We start from the raw sequence: 16,873 nt of genomic DNA, 5'->3' as shown, positions 1-16,873 counted from the left end.
ACCATTGAGGACCCGGATCCGATCCGGATTCCTATACCCAACAAAGTGGAGGGCTCCCATCGTGGCAGTCAACATCAAGCCACTCGAGGACAAGATCCTCGTACAGGCCAACGAGGCCGAGACCACGACCGCATCCGGTCTGGTCATCCCCGACACCGCCAAGGAAAAGCCGCAGGAAGGCACCGTCGTCGCAGTTGGCCCCGGCCGCTGGGACGAGGATGGCGAGAAGCGGATCCCCCTGGACGTTGCCGAAGGTGACACCGTCATCTACAGCAAGTACGGCGGCACCGAGATCAAGTACGGCGGCGAGGAGTACCTGATCCTCTCCGCGCGTGACGTGCTGGCTGTCGTCAACAAGTAAGCACCCGTGTACCGCCCCGGATGTCCCCGCGTTTGAGCGGGTGACGTCCGGGGCGGTATGCATTGCCCCCGGTGCACCGGGGGTTCGGCACATCAAAGGACATTTATGAGCAAGCAGATCGAATTCAATGAAACTGCGCGTCGCGCCCTGGAGGCCGGCGTCGACAAGCTCGCCGATGCCGTCCGCGTCACGCTCGGCCCGCGTGGCCGCCACGTGGTGCTGGCCAAGGCCTTCGGCGGACCCGTGGTGACCAATGACGGTGTCACCATCGCCCGCGAGATCGACCTGGAAGACCCGTTCGAGAACCTGGGTGCCCAGCTGGTCAAGTCGGTGGCCACCAAGACCAACGACGTTGCCGGTGACGGCACCACCACTGCCACCGTGCTCGCCCAGGCCATCGTGAAGGCCGGCCTGCGCAACGTTGCGGCCGGTGCCAACCCGATCGCCCTGGGCGCGGGCATCAGCAAGGCCGCCGACACCGTGTCGGAGGCGCTGCTGGCCGCCGCCACGCCGGTCAGCGACAAGAAGGCCATCGCTCAGGTTGCCACCGTGTCCTCTCGCGACGAGGTCGTCGGCGATCTGGTCGGCGAGGCCATGACCCAGGTCGGCGCAGACGGCGTCGTCACGGTCGAGGAGTCCTCGACGCTGGAGACCGCGCTCGAGGTCACCGAGGGTGTCGGCTTCGACAAGGGCTTCACCTCGGCGTACTTCATCACCGACTTCGATTCGCAGGAAGCGGTGCTCGAGGACGCCCTGGTGCTGCTGCACCGCGACAAGATCAGCTCCCTGCCGGACCTGCTGCCGCTGCTGGAGAAGGTCGCCGAGTCGGGCAAGCCGCTGCTGATCATCGCCGAGGACGTCGAGGGTGAAGCGCTGTCGACGCTGGTCGTCAACGCCATCCGCAAGACGCTCAAGGCCGTCGCCGTGAAGGCGCCGTTCTTCGGTGATCGTCGCAAAGCGTTCCTGGACGACCTGGCGGTTGTCACCGCCGCACAGGTGGTGAACCCGGATGTGGGTCTGGTGCTGCGCGAGGCCGGACTCGACGTGCTGGGCTCGGCGCGACGGGTGGTGGTGTCCAAGGACAGCACCGTCATCGTCGACGGCGCGGGCACCCAGGAGGCCATCGAAGGCCGCAAGTCGCAGCTGCGCTCGGAGATCGAGGCCACCGATTCGGATTGGGACCGCGAGAAGCTCGAAGAGCGCCTCGCCAAGCTGTCCGGCGGCGTCGCGGTCATCAAGGTCGGCGCGGCCACCGAGACTGACCTGAAGAAGCGCAAGGAAGCCGTCGAGGACGCCGTCGCGGCGGCGAAGGCTGCGGTCGAAGAGGGCATCGTCACCGGTGGTGGCGCGGCACTCGTGCAGGCCCGCAAGGAACTGGACGCGCTGCGCGGATCGCTGACCGGCGACGAGCTGCTCGGCCTCGAGGTGTTCTCCTCGGCGCTGTCGGCACCGCTGTTCTGGATCGCCACCAACGCCGGGCTCGACGGCGCTGTCGTGGTGAACAAGGTCGGCGAGCTGCCCAACGGGCAGGGCTTCAACGCCGCCACCCTGACCTACGGCGATCTGCTCGCCGAGGGCATCGTGGACCCGGTCAAGGTCACCCGCTCGGCGGTTCTGAACGCCGCGTCGGTGGCGCGCATGATTCTCACCACCGAGACGGCTGTCGTCGAGAAGCCGGTCGAGGAAGAGGATCACGGCCACGGCCATCACGGCCACGCTCACTAGGTAGTAGCTACGAGACACCCCCGGTCCTGTTGGGCCGGGGGTGTTTTCGTTCACCGGACTGGGTCAGGAGACGAGTTTGAGGTGCTGACCCCAGCGCGGATGGTCGCCGGGAGCGGAACGCGAGTGGAGGGAAACCGAAGCGCCCTCACGTACGATCCCGATCGGTCCGGCGCGGACGAATTGCGCCAATGCCGTTGTGCGCAAGGCCATCCGCGCATGTGCCTGGCGGTAGCCGATCCGCATGCCGGTCGCTGCGAATGCCAAAAGGCCGCCGAGCCCGGGCATCGCGGCAGCGAGCAGCGCCCACAGCGATATCGCTGCCATGGCAGTGATCACTCCCCGAATCGGGCCGGGCTGCGCGCAGTCGGACCGCGGGTCGGTGAATGCCGCGGTGGCGGGTTGCAACAGCGTCATCCATGACATCAGCCCGACACCGGCCGCGAGGGCACGGTCCAGAGCCGAAGATGCCATCGTCGGCGACCACGAATGCGACAGGATCTTCTTCAGGAGTACCGCTATCGAATCGTGCAGCAGGACTGCGTTCGACGGGTAGGCGTGGCCCTGCTGCCCTTGGCCCGTCGATGGGATGCCCAGCGTGGCACGCAGGTCCGCGACCAGTTGGAAGATGGCGTTGACGACGTCGAGTGCCGCGGTCGCCAGCGTCTGCACGAGATAGGCGACGGCTTCGCCGATGTTCATGGCCGCGATCGATGGAACCGGGGCCGGCGGCGCCGCGGCCGCGGCTGCCGGCGGCGCTGGGGCGGCCACGGCGTCGGGAGGCGGCGTCGGATCGGCCTGTATCGCGGGGTCCGGCTCGCTGCCGATCGAGACGTGCGACGTCGATTCGCTCGCGTTCTGCGAAGTCGCTGATGATGCGGGTTCGGCGGACTCCGAGCTGTGGGTCTCGGCCACGGTCGTCTCCTGGCCGCTCCCGAAGTCGGCGGCAGCTGGGATATCGACGACCGGATCGGCGCTCGCGTTCTCTGTTGTCTCGGCGGGTTCTGTGTCAGCGGCTGTCGCGCCATCCGATAGATCGGCGAAAGCGGAGATGAGTGAGCGAGTCCGACCATCCTCGTGATCGTCAGCCGATGGGGTGGAAGCGTCATCGTTCGGGTCGTCGGTGCCGGCGCCGTCGGCAGACTGCGACTCGGTCTGTGCATCGGTCGATGGGGTCTGGTCGGCCTCGCCGTCGCGGCTGGTGCTCTGGCCCGCATCCGACGGAGACGGGTCGCCGGACTCCGCCAGTGCGACCGCACCGTTGATGCTGCCCAGCACGAGTCCGGCGGACAGAAGGCAGGCACCCGCAGCCAGGTGGATACGCGTAACCATCCCAGTCTCCTCGCGGTAACGCCGTCTGCCCGCTGCCATCGACGAAGATCAACGGCGCCTACCTCACAGCAGGGCTCAATCTTGCGGCCGGTTTACGGATCCGTCAATGGATCTAAGGGATCGATCGTGTGTCCACGGCGTTGCAGTACCGATTGGGGGCTGCGCTGGCGGCGTCGAGGTCACTGACCTGCCCGTTGATGGTGTCCCAGTTCCGGACCGTCGCCGGGGCGGAGGTGCCGAATCACATCAACGCGGTGGCCAGCCGGCAGCCCGCGTGCACATCACGCCAGGCGGCCGTCACCGGGTCTGACGCATCGAGAGCGTGTCGGCTGCTCGCCATCAGGCGGTCCGCCGCGGCACGCGCTCTGGCGATGGCCTGTGCGTACGGCGCCACCCCGGACAAACCCGCGGTCGAAATCTGCAGTCGCGACGCATCGAGGTCTGATGCGGTACGGGCGATCTGGGCGGCGGCCTCATCGGTGATCTCGTCACCGCCGTAGGAGATCGCCAGCCGGGCGCGCACCTGCTCGACGTGCCGGCGCCATCCGCCCAGAGCGGAACCGACCACGACCGAGGCGGCCGTTGCCGCGGCCATCACAGGGTCGGCCACGGCGGTGTCGCGGTCGTCGATCGCGAAGTCGCTGACCGTCACGTCGCCGATCCCCGCACCGGAAAGGTCGGCGGGTCGGAGGTGGGCGTCGACGTCGACGTGGATCCTCGGAACCAACAGCAGCCGGCCGTCGCAGCTGAGGAGAAACCAATCGGCGCGTTCCGCGCCGACGACGGACCCCCAGCGCCCGGTCAGCCGGCCCCTCTCCACCATGGCCGACCCGTGGTGGGCGATGGCCACCAGCGCGTCCGGACGGGTACCCCACACCCTGTCAACCGCCTCGGGCGCCAGCGCCACCGCGGCGACGCCGTAACTGCCTGCCAGCCAGCCGAGCGATCCATCGGTGGCCGCGATGTCACCTACCGCCCCGATGAATTCGTCTCGGGAAAGCCCGAGGCCGTCGTGCGCCGGCGGCTGCATCAAGCGGTATGCGTGCGAACCGTCGACGCCGTCGTGGACGGCCGATTGCGGCATATCCACCTCCAGCGCTGTCGGGGACTGATATACACACGATCGTTGCACGCCGAACCCGAGGGCGAGGGAGAGTACGTCGCAGTCTGTCCTCAGTTCGGTCCGTGACCTGCTGCCCGAGGTCGCCGCGGCCGCCGCCGATGTCGACCGCACGGGTGCGGTCGACCGTGTGGTGATCGCCAGGCTGCACGACGCCGGATACTTTGCACTGCTGCAACCCCCGGACTTCGGTGGCCTGGATGCCGACCCCGACATCTACCTGACGGCCACCCGCGAGCTGTCCTCGGCGTGCATGTCGACGGGCTGGCTGGCGGGCTGGTTGGCGGTGAACAACTGGGGATTGTCGGTCCGCGACGCGCGGGTGCTGCAAGAGCTCTGGGATGACGATCCGCGGACCCTGCTGTGCTCGTCCTATGCACCCACCGGACGGCTGGAACGGGTACCCGGCGGCTACCGGCTCAGCGGCCGCTGGGCCCGGTGCACGGGAGCGCCCTACGCGTCCTGGCTGAGTGTGGCCGCGCTGAAGGTGGGCGCCGACGGCGCGGCGCAGGACTTCATGGCGGTACTGGTCCCGCGCAGCGACTACACGGTACAACCGACGTGGAATGGATTGGGGCTGCGCGGAATCGGCGCCGACGACGTCATCGTCACCGATGTCTTCGTCCCGGAGTACCGGGCGTTCAGCTGGCTCGACATGGTGGCCGATCCTGCAGTGCCCGCATTACAGCGGCTGCCCCAGCCGACGCTCTATACCCTGGCCGGGACGATGCCGTTGCTCGGTGCGGCCCAACGCATACTCGACAGTGAGGGGACACCCGCCACGCCGGGTCGTGCGGACATCGAACTGTCGATGATGCAGATCCGGCGCAATGTGGCCGAGCAGCTCGATTGCGTTCGCGCCGAACGATATCCGGATGCCGAGTTGATGCTGCGGACCAGGCGCGATCAGGTGATGGCATCCGATCGTGCGCTGCGCGCCGTCGGTGCGGTCATCGACGACCCCGGCCCCGGCGCGGATGAGTCACTGCTGGAGAGGATCTGGCGGGACGTCCAGACCGCGCGCATGCACGTGGCCAGCAATGTCGAGCAGGTGCTGACGGTGGTGGGCCGGCACTCGGTGGGCATCGCCGTCGACGATCTGATGTGGTGAGCGCCGCTCAGACCCACGCGTCGGAGGCCAGCGTGCGCAGCACCCGCGACAACATGTCGTCGGTGACGGCCTCCATATCGCTGTGCTCGGTGGCGGCGCTGCCCAGCCGCTCGGAGATGCCGTTGGCGGAACGGGACAGAAACGGCGCGACCCGGGCCAGATGCTGCGCGGGCACCGCCCCGGTGAGCGACAGTCCGGCGACCTCGGTGCCCGACATGGTGATCGGGGCGGCGACGCTGGACAGGCCGACCGCGAGTTCCTGGTCGTCGTAGGCGATTCCACGCCTGGACCGGATCCTGGCCAGTTCCTGGTGCAGGGTGGGCAGGTCGGCGATCGTCGACGGGGTGCACTTGCGCAGCTGCTTGTCCAGGGTCTTGTCGACGTCTTCGGCGCGCAGGCGCGCGAGCATCGTCTTGCCCAGTGCGCTGGCGTGCGCGGGGGTCCGGCCACCCACCCGGGTGGGCACCGCGGCACCACCGCCACCGGCCACCTTGTCGAGATAGACCACGTCGGCGGCGGCCAGCACTCCGAGGTGCACGACGAGCGCGGTGTCGGCGTGCAGCCGTTCCAGCACCGGAGAGGCGATGCTGCGGAGCTGCGAATGGTCGATGGCGCCCGCAGCCGGCAGCGCGGATGCGGCCAAGGAGTATCCGTCCGGGGTGTGCTGCAACAGGCCGGCATCGTGCAGCTGGTTGAGGATGCGGTGCGTCGAGGAGCGCGGAAGTCCGGTGCGGTCGACGACCTGGTCCAGACGGAGCACCGTGCCGGCCCGGTCGAACGCGTTCACGATCAGCGCCACCCGCGCGACCATCGATGCCGGAGGGCTGGTCGTACTGTCACCCCGCGGCACGGTCTCACTGTATCGAGGCGTGTCCTTGCCTCACAGAGATTCCCTGCCATCGAAGTCGATGACAGGGAATCTCTTCTCGGGTTGGTCAGCCGGCGCTGCTCGCGCCTGCCTTGGCCCGCGGGCTACCCGCGGAAGCCTTCTTGGCGGTGGTCGCACCGCTCAATGCCGACTTGGCCGTCCGCGGGGCCTTGGCCGGCTTGGCCGTCGTGGGCACCTCGACCGCTTCGGCCTCCGAGGCCTCCGGGGTCTCCGAAGCGGCGGTCTCGGTGGGGGTCTCCGACTCGACGACGGGCGCGGCCTCCTCGGTCACCGTCTCCGCGATGGCGACCGCTGCCTTGGGGGCGGAACCTTCGGTGACGGAGTTGCTCACCACAGCAGTCGTTTTCGGTGCCTGACGTGCTGCGGTGGTTGTCTCGTCCTCCACCGTAGGGGCGCTTTCCTCGATGGACGCCGTCGCGACGCTCTGCACCGTGACGCTCGGCTCGGTCTTCTTGGCCCACTCGGTGGCCAGCTTGTTGTTCACCGCGCCGGCGAACTTGGCGATCGAGACCACGGTGTCCGAGAAGCTGTCGGCGATCGCGGCGAGCACCTTTGCCGGGTTCAACGTCGCGAACGACGCCATCACCTGGGTGACGGCACCGGACAGCTGGCGCTGCAGGGTGCGCAGCTGCAGACGCACCTCGGCGGCCAGCGTGGCGTCGGGGGCGAATTTCTGGCCGTTCCAGTCCACCAGCTTCCATCCGTCTACCGGATTACCTTCGATGACAACGTAATTCGTGTTGCTCAGCGGCGCGTAGCGCAGCAGGTCGAGCTTCTGTTCCATCGTGAGGTTGGTCGCGTTCATCATGGTCCAGAACATGATCGCCCCGCCGTGGGAGAACACCACGGCATTGCGGTCGCCGTTGTCGAAGATCTCCTGCAGCGAACCGTCCATGCGTGCGTCGAACTCGTTGCCGTCGATGGAACCGGGGATGCGCAGGTCGCGGTTGCCCTGCAGCGCCCATGCCAGCGGATACCGGCCGTAGCCGTTGGCGGCCTCGCTCTCCGGGGTGCCCTCGAAGATGCCGGCCTCGATCTCGTGGACGCCGGGCAGCACCCGGATCGGCAGGTGCAGGTACTTCGAGAGCGGCGTGGCGGTGAGCTGGGTGCGCTGCATGGTCGAGGCGTAGACGCCGTCGTAGTTGTTCACGCCGAGCTTGCCCACCACGGCCTCGGACTGGGTCTGTCCCGTCGGAGTCAGTACGGGGCCGGGGGTGGAGGTGTCGATCAGCCCGGAGGCGTTACCCGCGGACTGGCCGTGGCGCACGAACGTCACCCGCATCAGCTCGGCCGCCGCGGCCGGGATCGCGGCGCCGATGAGCATGGCCGACGAGAGCAGGGCGATGCCGAGCAGCGTGCCCAGGCGTGACCAATACCTGACTGGTCCGGACGCATCCTTCATGGAGTACTTCTTCCTGCCGATGGAGTAGACAGCACACGGTGGCTCTCGGGGTGGACGGCCAACAAGGTGTGATCTCACTCACTGAGACCTGTGGGAAGCGCCGGGGGAGTGCGCTGCGTCAAAACACCCTCGGCCCGGTCGCCGGGGGTGTTTCGTTGTTCGGCATGGATCGCATCTGGCGATGGACCTGGGACCGGTACGGCGCCAGGTATTCGTGGGCGTGTTGGGTGGTCACGTTGCCGCTCGCGCTGCCGGTCTATCTGGCCTGGTCGTTGTGCATCGTCGCGTTCGAACAGTCGGATCGCTACCTGGCGGCGGCGGCCCTGACCGTGGTCGCGGTACCGGTGTACCTGTTGGCCGTGATCCGTCCCGGCAACGAACCGGCACGCCTCGTCGAGCGGTGGGCCGCGGGCGCCGACGTCGATCGGGTGACCGCACTGCACGCCAGCTACCGGTACGGGCGCGGCCTGATCGCGCGGGCGGTGATCGGCACCGCCGTGTGGGCCGGGGCGCTGTTCGTCGGCGTCGCGGCGATCGCCGGAGCGAGCGAGTCGCGGCTCATCCAGTACGCGGCGCTGGGAGCCATCGCCGGCACCGCAGGCCAGCTGATCACGGTGCACAGCTACGTGGAGGGAGCGTTGCGACCGGCCCGGGTGGCCATCATCGCGGGTACCGATATCGGCGACCGGTTCCCGCGTTCCCGGGTGACCTTCGCGACGTGGACCAACGCGACCATGTTGGCGGTGGGTTTTGCGTTCGCGGTTCTCGGTGCGCTGTTGGGTGACCTCCTCGACGTCGGCACACACGGCCCGGCGCTTGCGGTCATGCTCGGCGCTGCAATGGTGCTCGTCGTCGGGCCGGCGTTGTGGGCGTCCTATTCGCCACTGCTGGAACCCATCCGCGATCTGGGGAAGGGAACCCAACGCGTCGCGTCCGGAGACTACGGTCAGCGCCTGCCGGTGGTTCAAGACGACGACCTCGGCGCGCTGGCAGCGTCATTCAATCGCATGCAGGCGGGACTGAAAGAGCGGCAACGGCTTCAGGTCGCATTCGGTACCTACGTCGATCCGGTCCTGGCCGCGCGGCTGCTGTCACAGGGCGATGACGTGTTCAGCGGTGAGCGTCGTGAAGTGACCGTGCTGTTCCTCGATATCCGTGACTTCACCCCGTTCGCCGAGGCCAACACCGCCGAAGACACGGTGGCCCGGCTCAATGCCCTGTTCGAGATCGTGGTGCCGACCGTTGTGGGCGCGGGTGGCCATGTCAACAAGTTTCTGGGCGACGGAGCGATGATCGTGTTCGGCGCCCCGAACGACCTCGACGGCCATGCGGATGCCGCGGTGAGTTGCGCGCTGAGGATTCAGGATCTGGTCGCCGCACGGTTCGATGGCGCGCTGCGGATCGGGATCGGTATCAACACCGGTGAGGTGATCGCCGGAACCGTCGGCTGTTCCGGGCATCTGGAATTCGCGTTGATCGGCGACACCGTCAACGTCGCTGCGCGCGTCGAACAGCTGACAAAAGTCACCGGCGATTCGATCCTGCTGACACAAAAGGTAATTCGCGCCATGGATACACCTGTCACCGACCTACTCGACCGGGGATCGCATGGGCTGAAAGGTAAGTCGACCGCTGTCCGTGTCTACGGACTGGGCCGGCCGTCGGGCCCCCAGGGCAGCGTCGGCTGAATGGACACCAGCTGGAACACGCCCGGTTGTGCCTCGTCGGCGGTGAACCGGACGCGCAGGCTGTCCGGCGGGAAATGGGTGGCCAGGTCGTTGAGGGTTCTCGGCAGGAACACCCTGGCCTTGGCGTTGCCGTACCAGTTGGGATCGGCGGGGGAGACGTCCAGGCCGCTCACCTGCTCGATCGTGGTGTCCCAGTTCTGGACGGCCTCCGGCGGGCTATCGCCGAATCCGTCGGACTTCAGGTACGCGACACCCTGTCCGGCGAGGGTGATCGGCTCGTCACCGCCGACCGGTGTCCCGGTGATCGTCCCGTCGACGACATCGGTTGTCACCGAGGTCAACCTCGTGCTGCAGACACCGTCGACGACAACATCCGGCCCGCAGAAGCTGGGCAGCGGCGCGGCGTGGGCCGGTGCGGCGCTCACAAGGGCGCCGGCTGCCAGCGCGGTGGCGCCCACGAGCCTGAAAGAGTTCACAAGAGTTGATCGGCGCCGGGGGTGCCGGAGTTACACGAGCGGTCACGGATGGCCCCTCCGGCGGGTGTCTGAGAGGCCATTCGCGACTGCTCGCGCAGAGTTGGAGGTCAGGCGCTGCGGCGCATCCCGCGCTTGAGCAGCAGTTCGCGTTCGGACTCGGACAGACCGCCCCAGATGCCGTAGGGCTCGCCGACCGACAGGGCGTGTGAGCGGCACTGGGTGATCACCGGGCAGGCCCGGCACAGCTCCTTGGCGCGCATCTCGCGCTGGGCCCGAGCGCGGCCGCGCTCGCCATCGGGATGGAAGAACATCGACGAATCGACTCCCCGGCAATGACCCGCCATTTGCCAATCCCAGATGTCGGCGTTGGGTCCGGGCAGTTGCTGCGGCTGTGGCATGTGAAAACCCCTCTCGTCGCACCCATTTCGCGAAACGCGTGAAGTGCGTGAGTCGCGGAACTGAACCGAGCACATGTCGCCGATGACATCTCGTGCACACAACGTAGAAGGGCTACCGAAATACCGTCAATACCCAGGCTCACCGGGAAAAGGCATATCCGCAGGGTGTGAATTTACGTCACGTTCATCGTGTTCATGTGCGGGCAACGCGACAGGTGGTTTATGTCCGGTCGCGGGTGCTCGTAGAAGTGCATTTCCCCTGCTCGCGTCAATTCGGCAACTTTGCCGATCGGCAGCCCGTTGACCTGTTGGTAACGTCCCGACCATCAATTGTTAACCAAGGTCGAATTGGTCACTTTTTTCAGGCCGACACCCCGCGATTGATAGCGTCCGGTGCGATGGCCAGCCCGAAATCCACCGTGACCGCCCTCCTGGCCGAAGCCGCATTCGGCACCCAACCGCAGCTCTGGCCCCTGCCGACCGCCGACACCCCGCGTGAGCGCTGGCTCCGGGCCGTCGCCGCCGGTGGTCAGGGGCACTACGGCAGCGCGCTGCACGAACTCGACCAGATCATCCGCGCATCGCAGCGCGGCCCGACCCTCTCGCTGGCCCACAGCACCCGGGCCTCGTTCCTGCGACAGCTCGGCGGCCACGATCTGGCGCGCGGCTGGGACGGGCGGGCCTGGGTGCTCGCCGGAGATTCCGAAGCCGGCGTCGACGCGCTCGTGGGTCTCGCCGCCGACGCCCTCGGGGTGGGGCGACTGGCGGCGTCGGGCCGGCTGCTGCAGCGGGCGGGCGAACTGCTCGACTCCGCGGCCCCGCCGCGGCTGCCGGTCCGGCTGGGCTGGGTGGCCGCGGAACTCGCGATGGCCGACGGTGACGGCGCCGCAGCCGTCGCGCACGCCGAACGTGCCGTCGAATCGGCCGACACGCTCGGCTCGGCACGCCACACCGTCAAATCTCAGGTGGTGCTGTCGGCCGCCCTGTGTTGTGCGGGTCGGCTGGCTGCTGCCCGCGAGGTCGCCGACGCGGCGTTCGCTGAGACGGAACGGTTCGGCCTGATTCCGCTGCGCTGGGCGCTGGGCTGCCTGCTCGCGGATATTGGCAGTACCACGCATTCTGCCCCGCAGGTCGCGGCGATCCGCGACGCCGCCGCCGATACAGTGCGACGCGGAGGCGGCGTGTGGTCGCGTCGCTGAGCCGATTCACCCCATCTCGATCGTTAGTGTTTATCTGACGCAAACGTCCGCGCAAGCCCCATCCGTAACGCTGGAGAGATCAACCACGATGACAATTTCGGGAGAACGTCTCGATGCTGTCGTCGCCGATGCTGTGGCGGGGGATCGCGAAGCTCTCCGGGTGGTCTTGGAGACCATCCGCCCGATCATCGTCCGGTACTGCCGGGCACGGATCGGGTCAGCTGAACGAAGTGGTCTGTCCGCAGACGACATTGCGCAGGAGGTGTGCTTGGCCGCCATCACGGCGTTGCCGCGCTACAAGGATCAGGGACGTCCGTTCCTGGCCTTCGTGTACGGCATTGCTGCGCACAAGCTTGCCGATGCCCACCGGGCGTCGGCGCGCAACCGTGCCGAGCCCACCGACAACGTGCCGGAGCGGTTCTCCGGCGAGGCCGGCCCTGAACAGCTGGCCATCGACGCCGACGCGTCGGCCCGGATGGAACGACTGCTGTCGATCCTTCCGGACAAACAGCGCGAAATTCTCATCCTGCGCGTCGTCGTCGGGATGAGTGCAGAGGAAACCGCGGAAGCGGTCGGAAGTACCCCAGGCGCGGTGCGGGTCGCCCAGCACCGAGCACTGGCTCGACTCAAGTCGGAGATCACAACGGGAGGTGAACATGCCTGATTTCGGTCGCTGGACCGCCAACGGCGGTGACCCCTCCCTCAACGACATCAACCGCGCGGACAAGTTCCTGGACGCGCTGGCCTCCGAACAGCCGGTGTTCTCCACCGACCGCGGCGACGCCGACCTCGCGTTCCTGCTCTCGGGCTGGCGCGACGAGGTCCGCCAGGTCCCGATGGAACATGTCGTCACCCCCGCGGAGGCCACCGCCGCACTGGTCGACGCCACCGCCGGGCCGTCGCGGCGGCCCAACCGGCTGTCGCTGGCGGTCGTCGGATCGGCCGCCGCGGCCGTGCTCTGCCTCGGCGGCTTCGGCACGGCGGTCTTCGCGGCCGCACCCGGTGACGGGCTCTACGGCGTACGCAGCATGCTCTTCGGCGACGAGAAGGCCACCCGCGATGACGCGGTGGTGCTGGCCGCTCAGACCGAACTCGCCCAGGTGCAGCAACTCGTGGATCAGGGTCAGTGGGGTCAGGCGCAGGACAAACTGGCCGCCCTGTCGGCGACCGTGCAGAGCGTTGATCAGGTCGAGCAGAAGCAGGACCTGATTCAGCAGTGGAATGCGTTGACCTACAAGGTCGTTGAGCAGAATCCCGCCGCGACGCTACCCCCTGCGGGTGAGCCGCTGCCGGAGCTGCCTGCCTCGCCGCTGACCCTGCTGCCGGTGCCGGTGATCGAGGACCCCGTCACGGTCACCACCACCCCGGGGCCCGAGGTGCTCTCGACGACGGGATCCTCGGAGACCACCACGTCCGAGACCACCACGACATCCGAGACCTCCGGCTCGGAGACCACCACGTCGACCAGTCCGGCCACCGAGACCTCGACATCGCCGACGTCGACATCGCCGACGTCGACATCGCCGACCTCGACCACCGAGACGACGACGACCACTGCGCCGGCGACCACCACGACGGCCCCGTCGAGCAGCACCACGACCACGGCACCGACGACCACCACCACAACGGTGACCACCACCACCGCGCCGACCACAACGACCACGACCACCACCACGACGGTGACACAGTCGACATCAGTGGCTCCGCCGCCGCGTGCCGGTGTGCCGCCGTCCTCGGCACCGGCCGCGTCGCCGAGCGTTCAGGCGCCGGTCGTGCAGGAGGCTCCGGTGGTGGAACAGCCGGCCGTCGAAGAACCGGTGCTGACCGAAGACGAGCCGGCACCGACCGTCGTCACCACGACGACACTGCCGTCAAGCGGAGAATAAACGCAGTTCAGCGGTAGCCGTCGGGCTCCGTGGCGGCCTCATTGAGCGAGGCGTCGGCGTAGCCGCGGCAGTAATCCCAGGTCACGTAGGCATCGGGCTCGGGATCGTAGGCCGGCTCATGCGGGCGGACCGTACCGTCGACCAACAGCTGCAGCAGGTTCGCGCGCAGCATGTCCCAGTCGTGATAGTGGTCCTGCTGGCATTCATCGCAGCACACCACCAGCCCGCGAATTCCCCGGTGCGCCAGCAACGCCTCGTATACCGCCAGGTCAGCCAGGTCCGCTTCCACGGCACTGCGTTCCTGCGCATCGAGTGGCAGGCCAGGCTCGATCGCGTCGAGAGCCGCCGAGGGATCGGACGGGTCATCGGCGAAGGGGTCGGGTGGCAGGCCAGGCGGGAGGTCATCTCGCACGGATCTAGCCTACGCAGCCCCGCTGGTTTCGCGCCACCGGTTCACCCCGCGTGCCGCCCGCATCTGGATAACGGGACCCCGCCCGGCGGCGTGGCGGCGAGCGTCGAGGTCAGTGCCGATAGAATGGCCTCTTAGATTCGCGACTGTTGCTAGTGGAGGCTCCACCCATGTCGATCGCTGAAAGCAGCGTCCCGCTCGCCATCCCGGTTCCCACCGGCGGTGATGATCCCACCAAGATCGCGATGCTCGGGCTGACCTTCGACGATGTCCTGCTGTTGCCGGCCGCGTCGGACGTGGTGCCCGCCAACGTCGACACGTCCAGCCAGCTCACCAAACGGATCCGGCTGCGGGTGCCGCTGGTCAGTTCGGCGATGGACACCGTCACCGAGTCGCGGATGGCCATCGCGATGGCCCGTGCCGGCGGCATGGGCGTGCTGCACCGCAACCTGTCGGTGGCCGAGCAGGCCGGTCAGGTCGAGACCGTGAAGCGGTCCGAGGCCGGGATGGTCACAGACCCGGTGACCTGCTCGCCGGAGAACACGCTGGCCGAGGTCGACGCCATGTGCGCGCGGTTCCGGATCTCCGGTCTGCCGGTGGTGGACGCGGCCGGCGCGCTGGTGGGCATCATCACCAACCGCGACATGCGCTTCGAGGTGGACCAGTCCCGGCCGGTCTCCGAGGTGATGACCAAGGCCCCGCTGATCACCGCGCAGGCCGGCGTCTCGGCCGAGGCCGCGCTGGGCCTGCTGCGCAGGCACAAGATCGAGAAGTTGCCCATCGTCGATGGTCACGGCAAGCTCACCGGGCTGATCACCGTCAAGGACTTCGTGAAGACCGAGCAGTTCCCGTTGTCCACCAAGGACAGCGACGGACGCCTGCTGGTCGGTGCCGCCGTCGGTATCGGCGATGACGCCTGGACCCGGGCGATGACGCTGGCGGACGCCGGAGTCGACGTCCTCATCGTCGACACCGCACATGCCCACAACCGGCTGGTGCTCGACATGGTGAGCCGCCTGAAGGCGGCCGTCGGCGATCGCGTCGACGTGGTCGGCGGCAACGTCGCCACCCGGGCGGCCGCCGCAGCGCTGGTCGACGCCGGGGCCGACGCCGTCAAGGTCGGTGTGGGCCCCGGTTCCATCTGCACCACCCGCGTGGTCGCCGGTGTCGGCGCCCCGCAGATCACCGCCATCCTGGAGGCCGTCGCCGCCTGTTCGCGCAAGGGCGTCCCGGTGATCGCCGATGGTGGTCTGCAGTACTCCGGCGATATCGCCAAGGCGCTGGCCGCCGGCGCCTCGACCGCCATGCTCGGCTCGCTGCTGGCAGGCACCGCCGAGTCGCCCGGCGAGCTGATCTTCGTCAACGGCAAGCAGTTCAAGAGCTACCGCGGGATGGGATCGCTGGGTGCCATGCAGGGCCGCGGCGCCGCCAAGAGCTACTCCAAGGACCGCTACTTCCAGGACGATGTGCTCTCCGAGGACAAGCTGGTGCCCGAGGGCATCGAGGGCCGGGTGCCGTTCCGCGGGCCGCTGTCCACGGTGATCCACCAGCTGACCGGCGGTCTGCGCGCGGCCATGGGGTACACCGGCTCGGACACCATCGAGCATCTGCAGCAGGCGCAGTTCGTGCAGATCACCGCCGCGGGCCTGAAGGAAAGCCACCCGCACGACGTCGCGATGACCGTCGAAGCCCCGAACTACTACGCCCGTTAAAGCCCGAAAGGGGCTGCATCACACATGCGTGACATGGTTGAAATCGGCATGGGCAGAACAGCTCGCCGGACCTATGAGCTCGATGACATCAACATCGTCCCGGCCCGCCGGACCCGGTCGTCGAAGGACGTCTCGACGGCCTGGCAGCTGGACGCCTACCGCTTCGAGATCCCGGTGCTCGCGCATCCGACCGACGCGCTGGTGTCGGTGGAGTTCGCCATCGAGATGGGCAGGCTGGGCGGACTCGGTGTGCTCAACGGTGAGGGACTGATCGGCAGGCACGCCGACGTCGAAGCCAGGATCGCCCAGGTCATCGATACCGCGGCCACCTCGGAGGACGAGTCGGCGCCGATCCGGCTGCTGCAGCAGCTGCACGCCGCGCCGCTGGACCCCGAACTGCTGGGTGCCGCCGTCGCGCGCATCCGGGAAGCCGGCGTCACCACCGCGGTGCGGGTCAGCCCGCAGAACGCCGCCGCGCTCACCCCGGCACTGGTGGCAGCCGGGATCGACCTGCTGGTCATCCAGGGCACGCTGATCTCCGCTGAGCGGGTCGCCAACGACGGTGAACCGCTGAACCTGAAGACCTTCATCTCCGAGTTGGACGTGCCCGTGGTGGCCGGCGGTGTGCTCGATCACCGCACCGCCCTGCACCTGATGCGCACCGGGGCGGCCGGCGTCATCGTCGGCTACGGCTCCACCTCCGGGGTGACGACCTCCGATGAGGTGCTGGGCATCAGCGTCCCGATGGCCACCGCCATCGCCGACGCGGCCGCGGCCCGGCGCGAATACCTCGACGAAACCGGCGGCCGGTACGTGCACGTGCTCGCCGACGGCGACATCCAGACCTCCGGCGACCTGGCCAAGGCGATCGCCTGCGGCGCCGACGCCGTGGTGCTCGGCCCCCCGCTGTCGGTGGCCGCCGAGGCCCAGGGCGATGGCTGGTTCTGGCCCTCGGCTGCGGCGCACCCGTCGTTGCCGCGCGGCGCCCTGCTGCAGGTGGCGCTCGGGGAACGCCCGGCGCTGGAGCAGGTGCTCAACGGCCCGTCGGACGACCCGTTCGGCTCGCTGAACCTGGTGGGTGGCCTGCGCCGTTCGATGGCCAAGGCCGGCTACTGCGACCTCAAGGAATTCCAGAAGGTCGGCCTGACCGTCGGGTCGTGATCAGCTG

16 protein-coding genes and 1 pseudogene are annotated in these 16,873 nt (G+C 68.2%); 10 read left to right on the top strand and 7 right to left on the bottom strand.

The features are described 5' to 3' along the window. Window positions 1-58: 58 nt before the first annotated feature. Both groES and groL read left to right on the top strand, forming a co-directional pair. Window positions 59-361, top strand: a complete 303-nt coding sequence (gene groES, locus ASE48_RS10095; protein ID WP_036421278.1) for a co-chaperone GroES — start codon at window positions 59-61, stop codon at window positions 359-361. 105 nt (window positions 362-466) lie between these two features. Then, the gene (gene groL, locus ASE48_RS10090; protein WP_057166931.1) at window positions 467-2,086 is read left to right on the top strand and encodes a chaperonin GroEL; all 1,620 of its coding nucleotides are present in this window, start codon (window positions 467-469) and stop codon (window positions 2,084-2,086) included. A 63-nt stretch (window positions 2,087-2,149) separates the two neighbouring features. Here the strand turns inward: groL and ASE48_RS10085 are convergent, their stop codons facing one another. After that, a complete protein-coding gene (locus ASE48_RS10085) occupies window positions 2,150-3,415 on the bottom strand; it encodes a hypothetical protein (RefSeq protein ID WP_156409131.1) in 1,266 nt (421 codons plus the stop codon). Window positions 3,416-3,656: 241 nt separating this feature from the next. Next, window positions 3,657-4,499 carry a hypothetical protein gene (locus ASE48_RS10080; RefSeq protein ID WP_156409130.1) on the bottom strand — a complete coding sequence of 281 codons (843 nt, stop codon included), beginning with the start codon at window positions 4,497-4,499 and terminating at the stop codon, window positions 3,657-3,659. A gap of 91 nt (window positions 4,500-4,590) precedes the next feature. Between ASE48_RS10080 and ASE48_RS33675 the strand changes: the two are divergent. Together ASE48_RS33675 and ASE48_RS33755 are read left to right on the top strand one after the other, a co-directional pair. Beyond that, window positions 4,591-4,797, top strand: a pseudogene (locus tag ASE48_RS33675) (acyl-CoA dehydrogenase family protein); the annotation flags it as partial. Continuing rightward, complete coding sequence (locus tag ASE48_RS33755; RefSeq protein WP_327049646.1) at window positions 4,789-5,646, top strand: acyl-CoA dehydrogenase; 858 nt, start codon at window positions 4,789-4,791, stop codon at window positions 5,644-5,646. The pseudogene ASE48_RS33675 and the gene ASE48_RS33755, both read left to right, overlap by 9 nt. A 7-nt stretch (window positions 5,647-5,653) precedes the next feature. On the opposite strand, the gene ASE48_RS10070 is transcribed toward ASE48_RS33755, so the two are convergent. Together ASE48_RS10070 and ASE48_RS33105 are read right to left on the bottom strand one after the other, a co-directional pair. Further along, window positions 5,654-6,496, bottom strand: a complete 843-nt coding sequence (locus ASE48_RS10070; protein ID WP_235570988.1) for an IclR family transcriptional regulator — start codon at window positions 6,494-6,496, stop codon at window positions 5,654-5,656. 85 nt (window positions 6,497-6,581) lie between these two features. After that, window positions 6,582-7,937, bottom strand: coding sequence for a histidine phosphatase family protein (locus ASE48_RS33105; RefSeq protein ID WP_200962123.1), 1,356 nt, complete (start codon window positions 7,935-7,937; stop codon window positions 6,582-6,584). 164 nt (window positions 7,938-8,101) lie between these two features. Here ASE48_RS33105 and ASE48_RS10060 point away from each other — a divergent pair, with 164 nt between their 5' ends. After that, the gene (locus tag ASE48_RS10060) at window positions 8,102-9,625 is read left to right on the top strand and encodes an adenylate/guanylate cyclase domain-containing protein (RefSeq protein ID WP_057166926.1); all 1,524 of its coding nucleotides are present in this window, start codon (window positions 8,102-8,104) and stop codon (window positions 9,623-9,625) included. Here ASE48_RS10060 and ASE48_RS10055 read toward each other — a convergent pair. Together ASE48_RS10055 and ASE48_RS10050 are read right to left on the bottom strand one after the other, a co-directional pair. After that, window positions 9,580-10,083, bottom strand: a complete 504-nt coding sequence (locus tag ASE48_RS10055; protein ID WP_235570986.1) for a hypothetical protein — start codon at window positions 10,081-10,083, stop codon at window positions 9,580-9,582. The two genes, ASE48_RS10060 and ASE48_RS10055, sit on opposite strands and share 46 nt — an antisense overlap. Window positions 10,084-10,208: 125 nt before the next feature. After that, window positions 10,209-10,499, bottom strand: coding sequence for a WhiB family transcriptional regulator (locus tag ASE48_RS10050; protein ID WP_057166924.1), 291 nt, complete (start codon window positions 10,497-10,499; stop codon window positions 10,209-10,211). Between the two features lie 398 nt (window positions 10,500-10,897). Here ASE48_RS10050 and ASE48_RS10045 point away from each other — a divergent pair, with 398 nt between their 5' ends. The 3 genes from ASE48_RS10045 (at window position 10,898) to ASE48_RS10035 (ending at window position 13,584) form a co-directional block, all read left to right on the top strand. Then, complete coding sequence (locus tag ASE48_RS10045) at window positions 10,898-11,698, top strand: hypothetical protein (RefSeq protein ID WP_057166923.1); 801 nt, start codon at window positions 10,898-10,900, stop codon at window positions 11,696-11,698. A gap of 88 nt (window positions 11,699-11,786) precedes the next feature. After that, window positions 11,787-12,362: a sigma-70 family RNA polymerase sigma factor gene (locus ASE48_RS10040; protein ID WP_057166922.1), complete on the top strand. Its 576-nt coding sequence runs from the start codon at window positions 11,787-11,789 to the stop codon at window positions 12,360-12,362. Next, complete coding sequence (locus tag ASE48_RS10035; protein WP_057166921.1) at window positions 12,355-13,584, top strand: anti-sigma-D factor RsdA; 1,230 nt, start codon at window positions 12,355-12,357, stop codon at window positions 13,582-13,584. The genes ASE48_RS10040 and ASE48_RS10035 overlap by 8 nt, the downstream gene beginning before the upstream one ends. Window positions 13,585-13,591: 7 nt before the next feature. On the opposite strand, the gene ASE48_RS10030 is transcribed toward ASE48_RS10035, so the two are convergent. Continuing rightward, entirely contained in the window at window positions 13,592-13,996 is a 405-nt protein-coding gene (locus ASE48_RS10030) for a DUF5319 domain-containing protein (protein ID WP_057166920.1), read from the bottom strand. A 167-nt stretch (window positions 13,997-14,163) separates the two neighbouring features. On the opposite strand from ASE48_RS10030, the gene guaB reads away from it, so the two are divergent. Beyond that, window positions 14,164-15,705, top strand: a complete 1,542-nt coding sequence (guaB, locus tag ASE48_RS10025) for an IMP dehydrogenase (protein ID WP_057166919.1) — start codon at window positions 14,164-14,166, stop codon at window positions 15,703-15,705. Window positions 15,706-15,738: 33 nt separating this feature from the next. Then, on the top strand, window positions 15,739-16,866 hold the full coding sequence (locus ASE48_RS10020; protein WP_200962126.1) for a GuaB3 family IMP dehydrogenase-related protein: 1,128 nt from the start codon (window positions 15,739-15,741) through the stop codon (window positions 16,864-16,866). Window positions 16,867-16,873 lie beyond the last annotated feature (7 nt).

Source organism: Mycobacterium sp. Root265 (assembly GCF_001428895.1).
In the GTDB taxonomy this organism is placed as follows: domain Bacteria; phylum Actinomycetota; class Actinomycetes; order Mycobacteriales; family Mycobacteriaceae; genus Mycobacterium.
The sequence above is the reverse complement of the archived record's forward strand: the minus strand, read 5'-3'. Positions and strand labels throughout refer to the sequence as shown.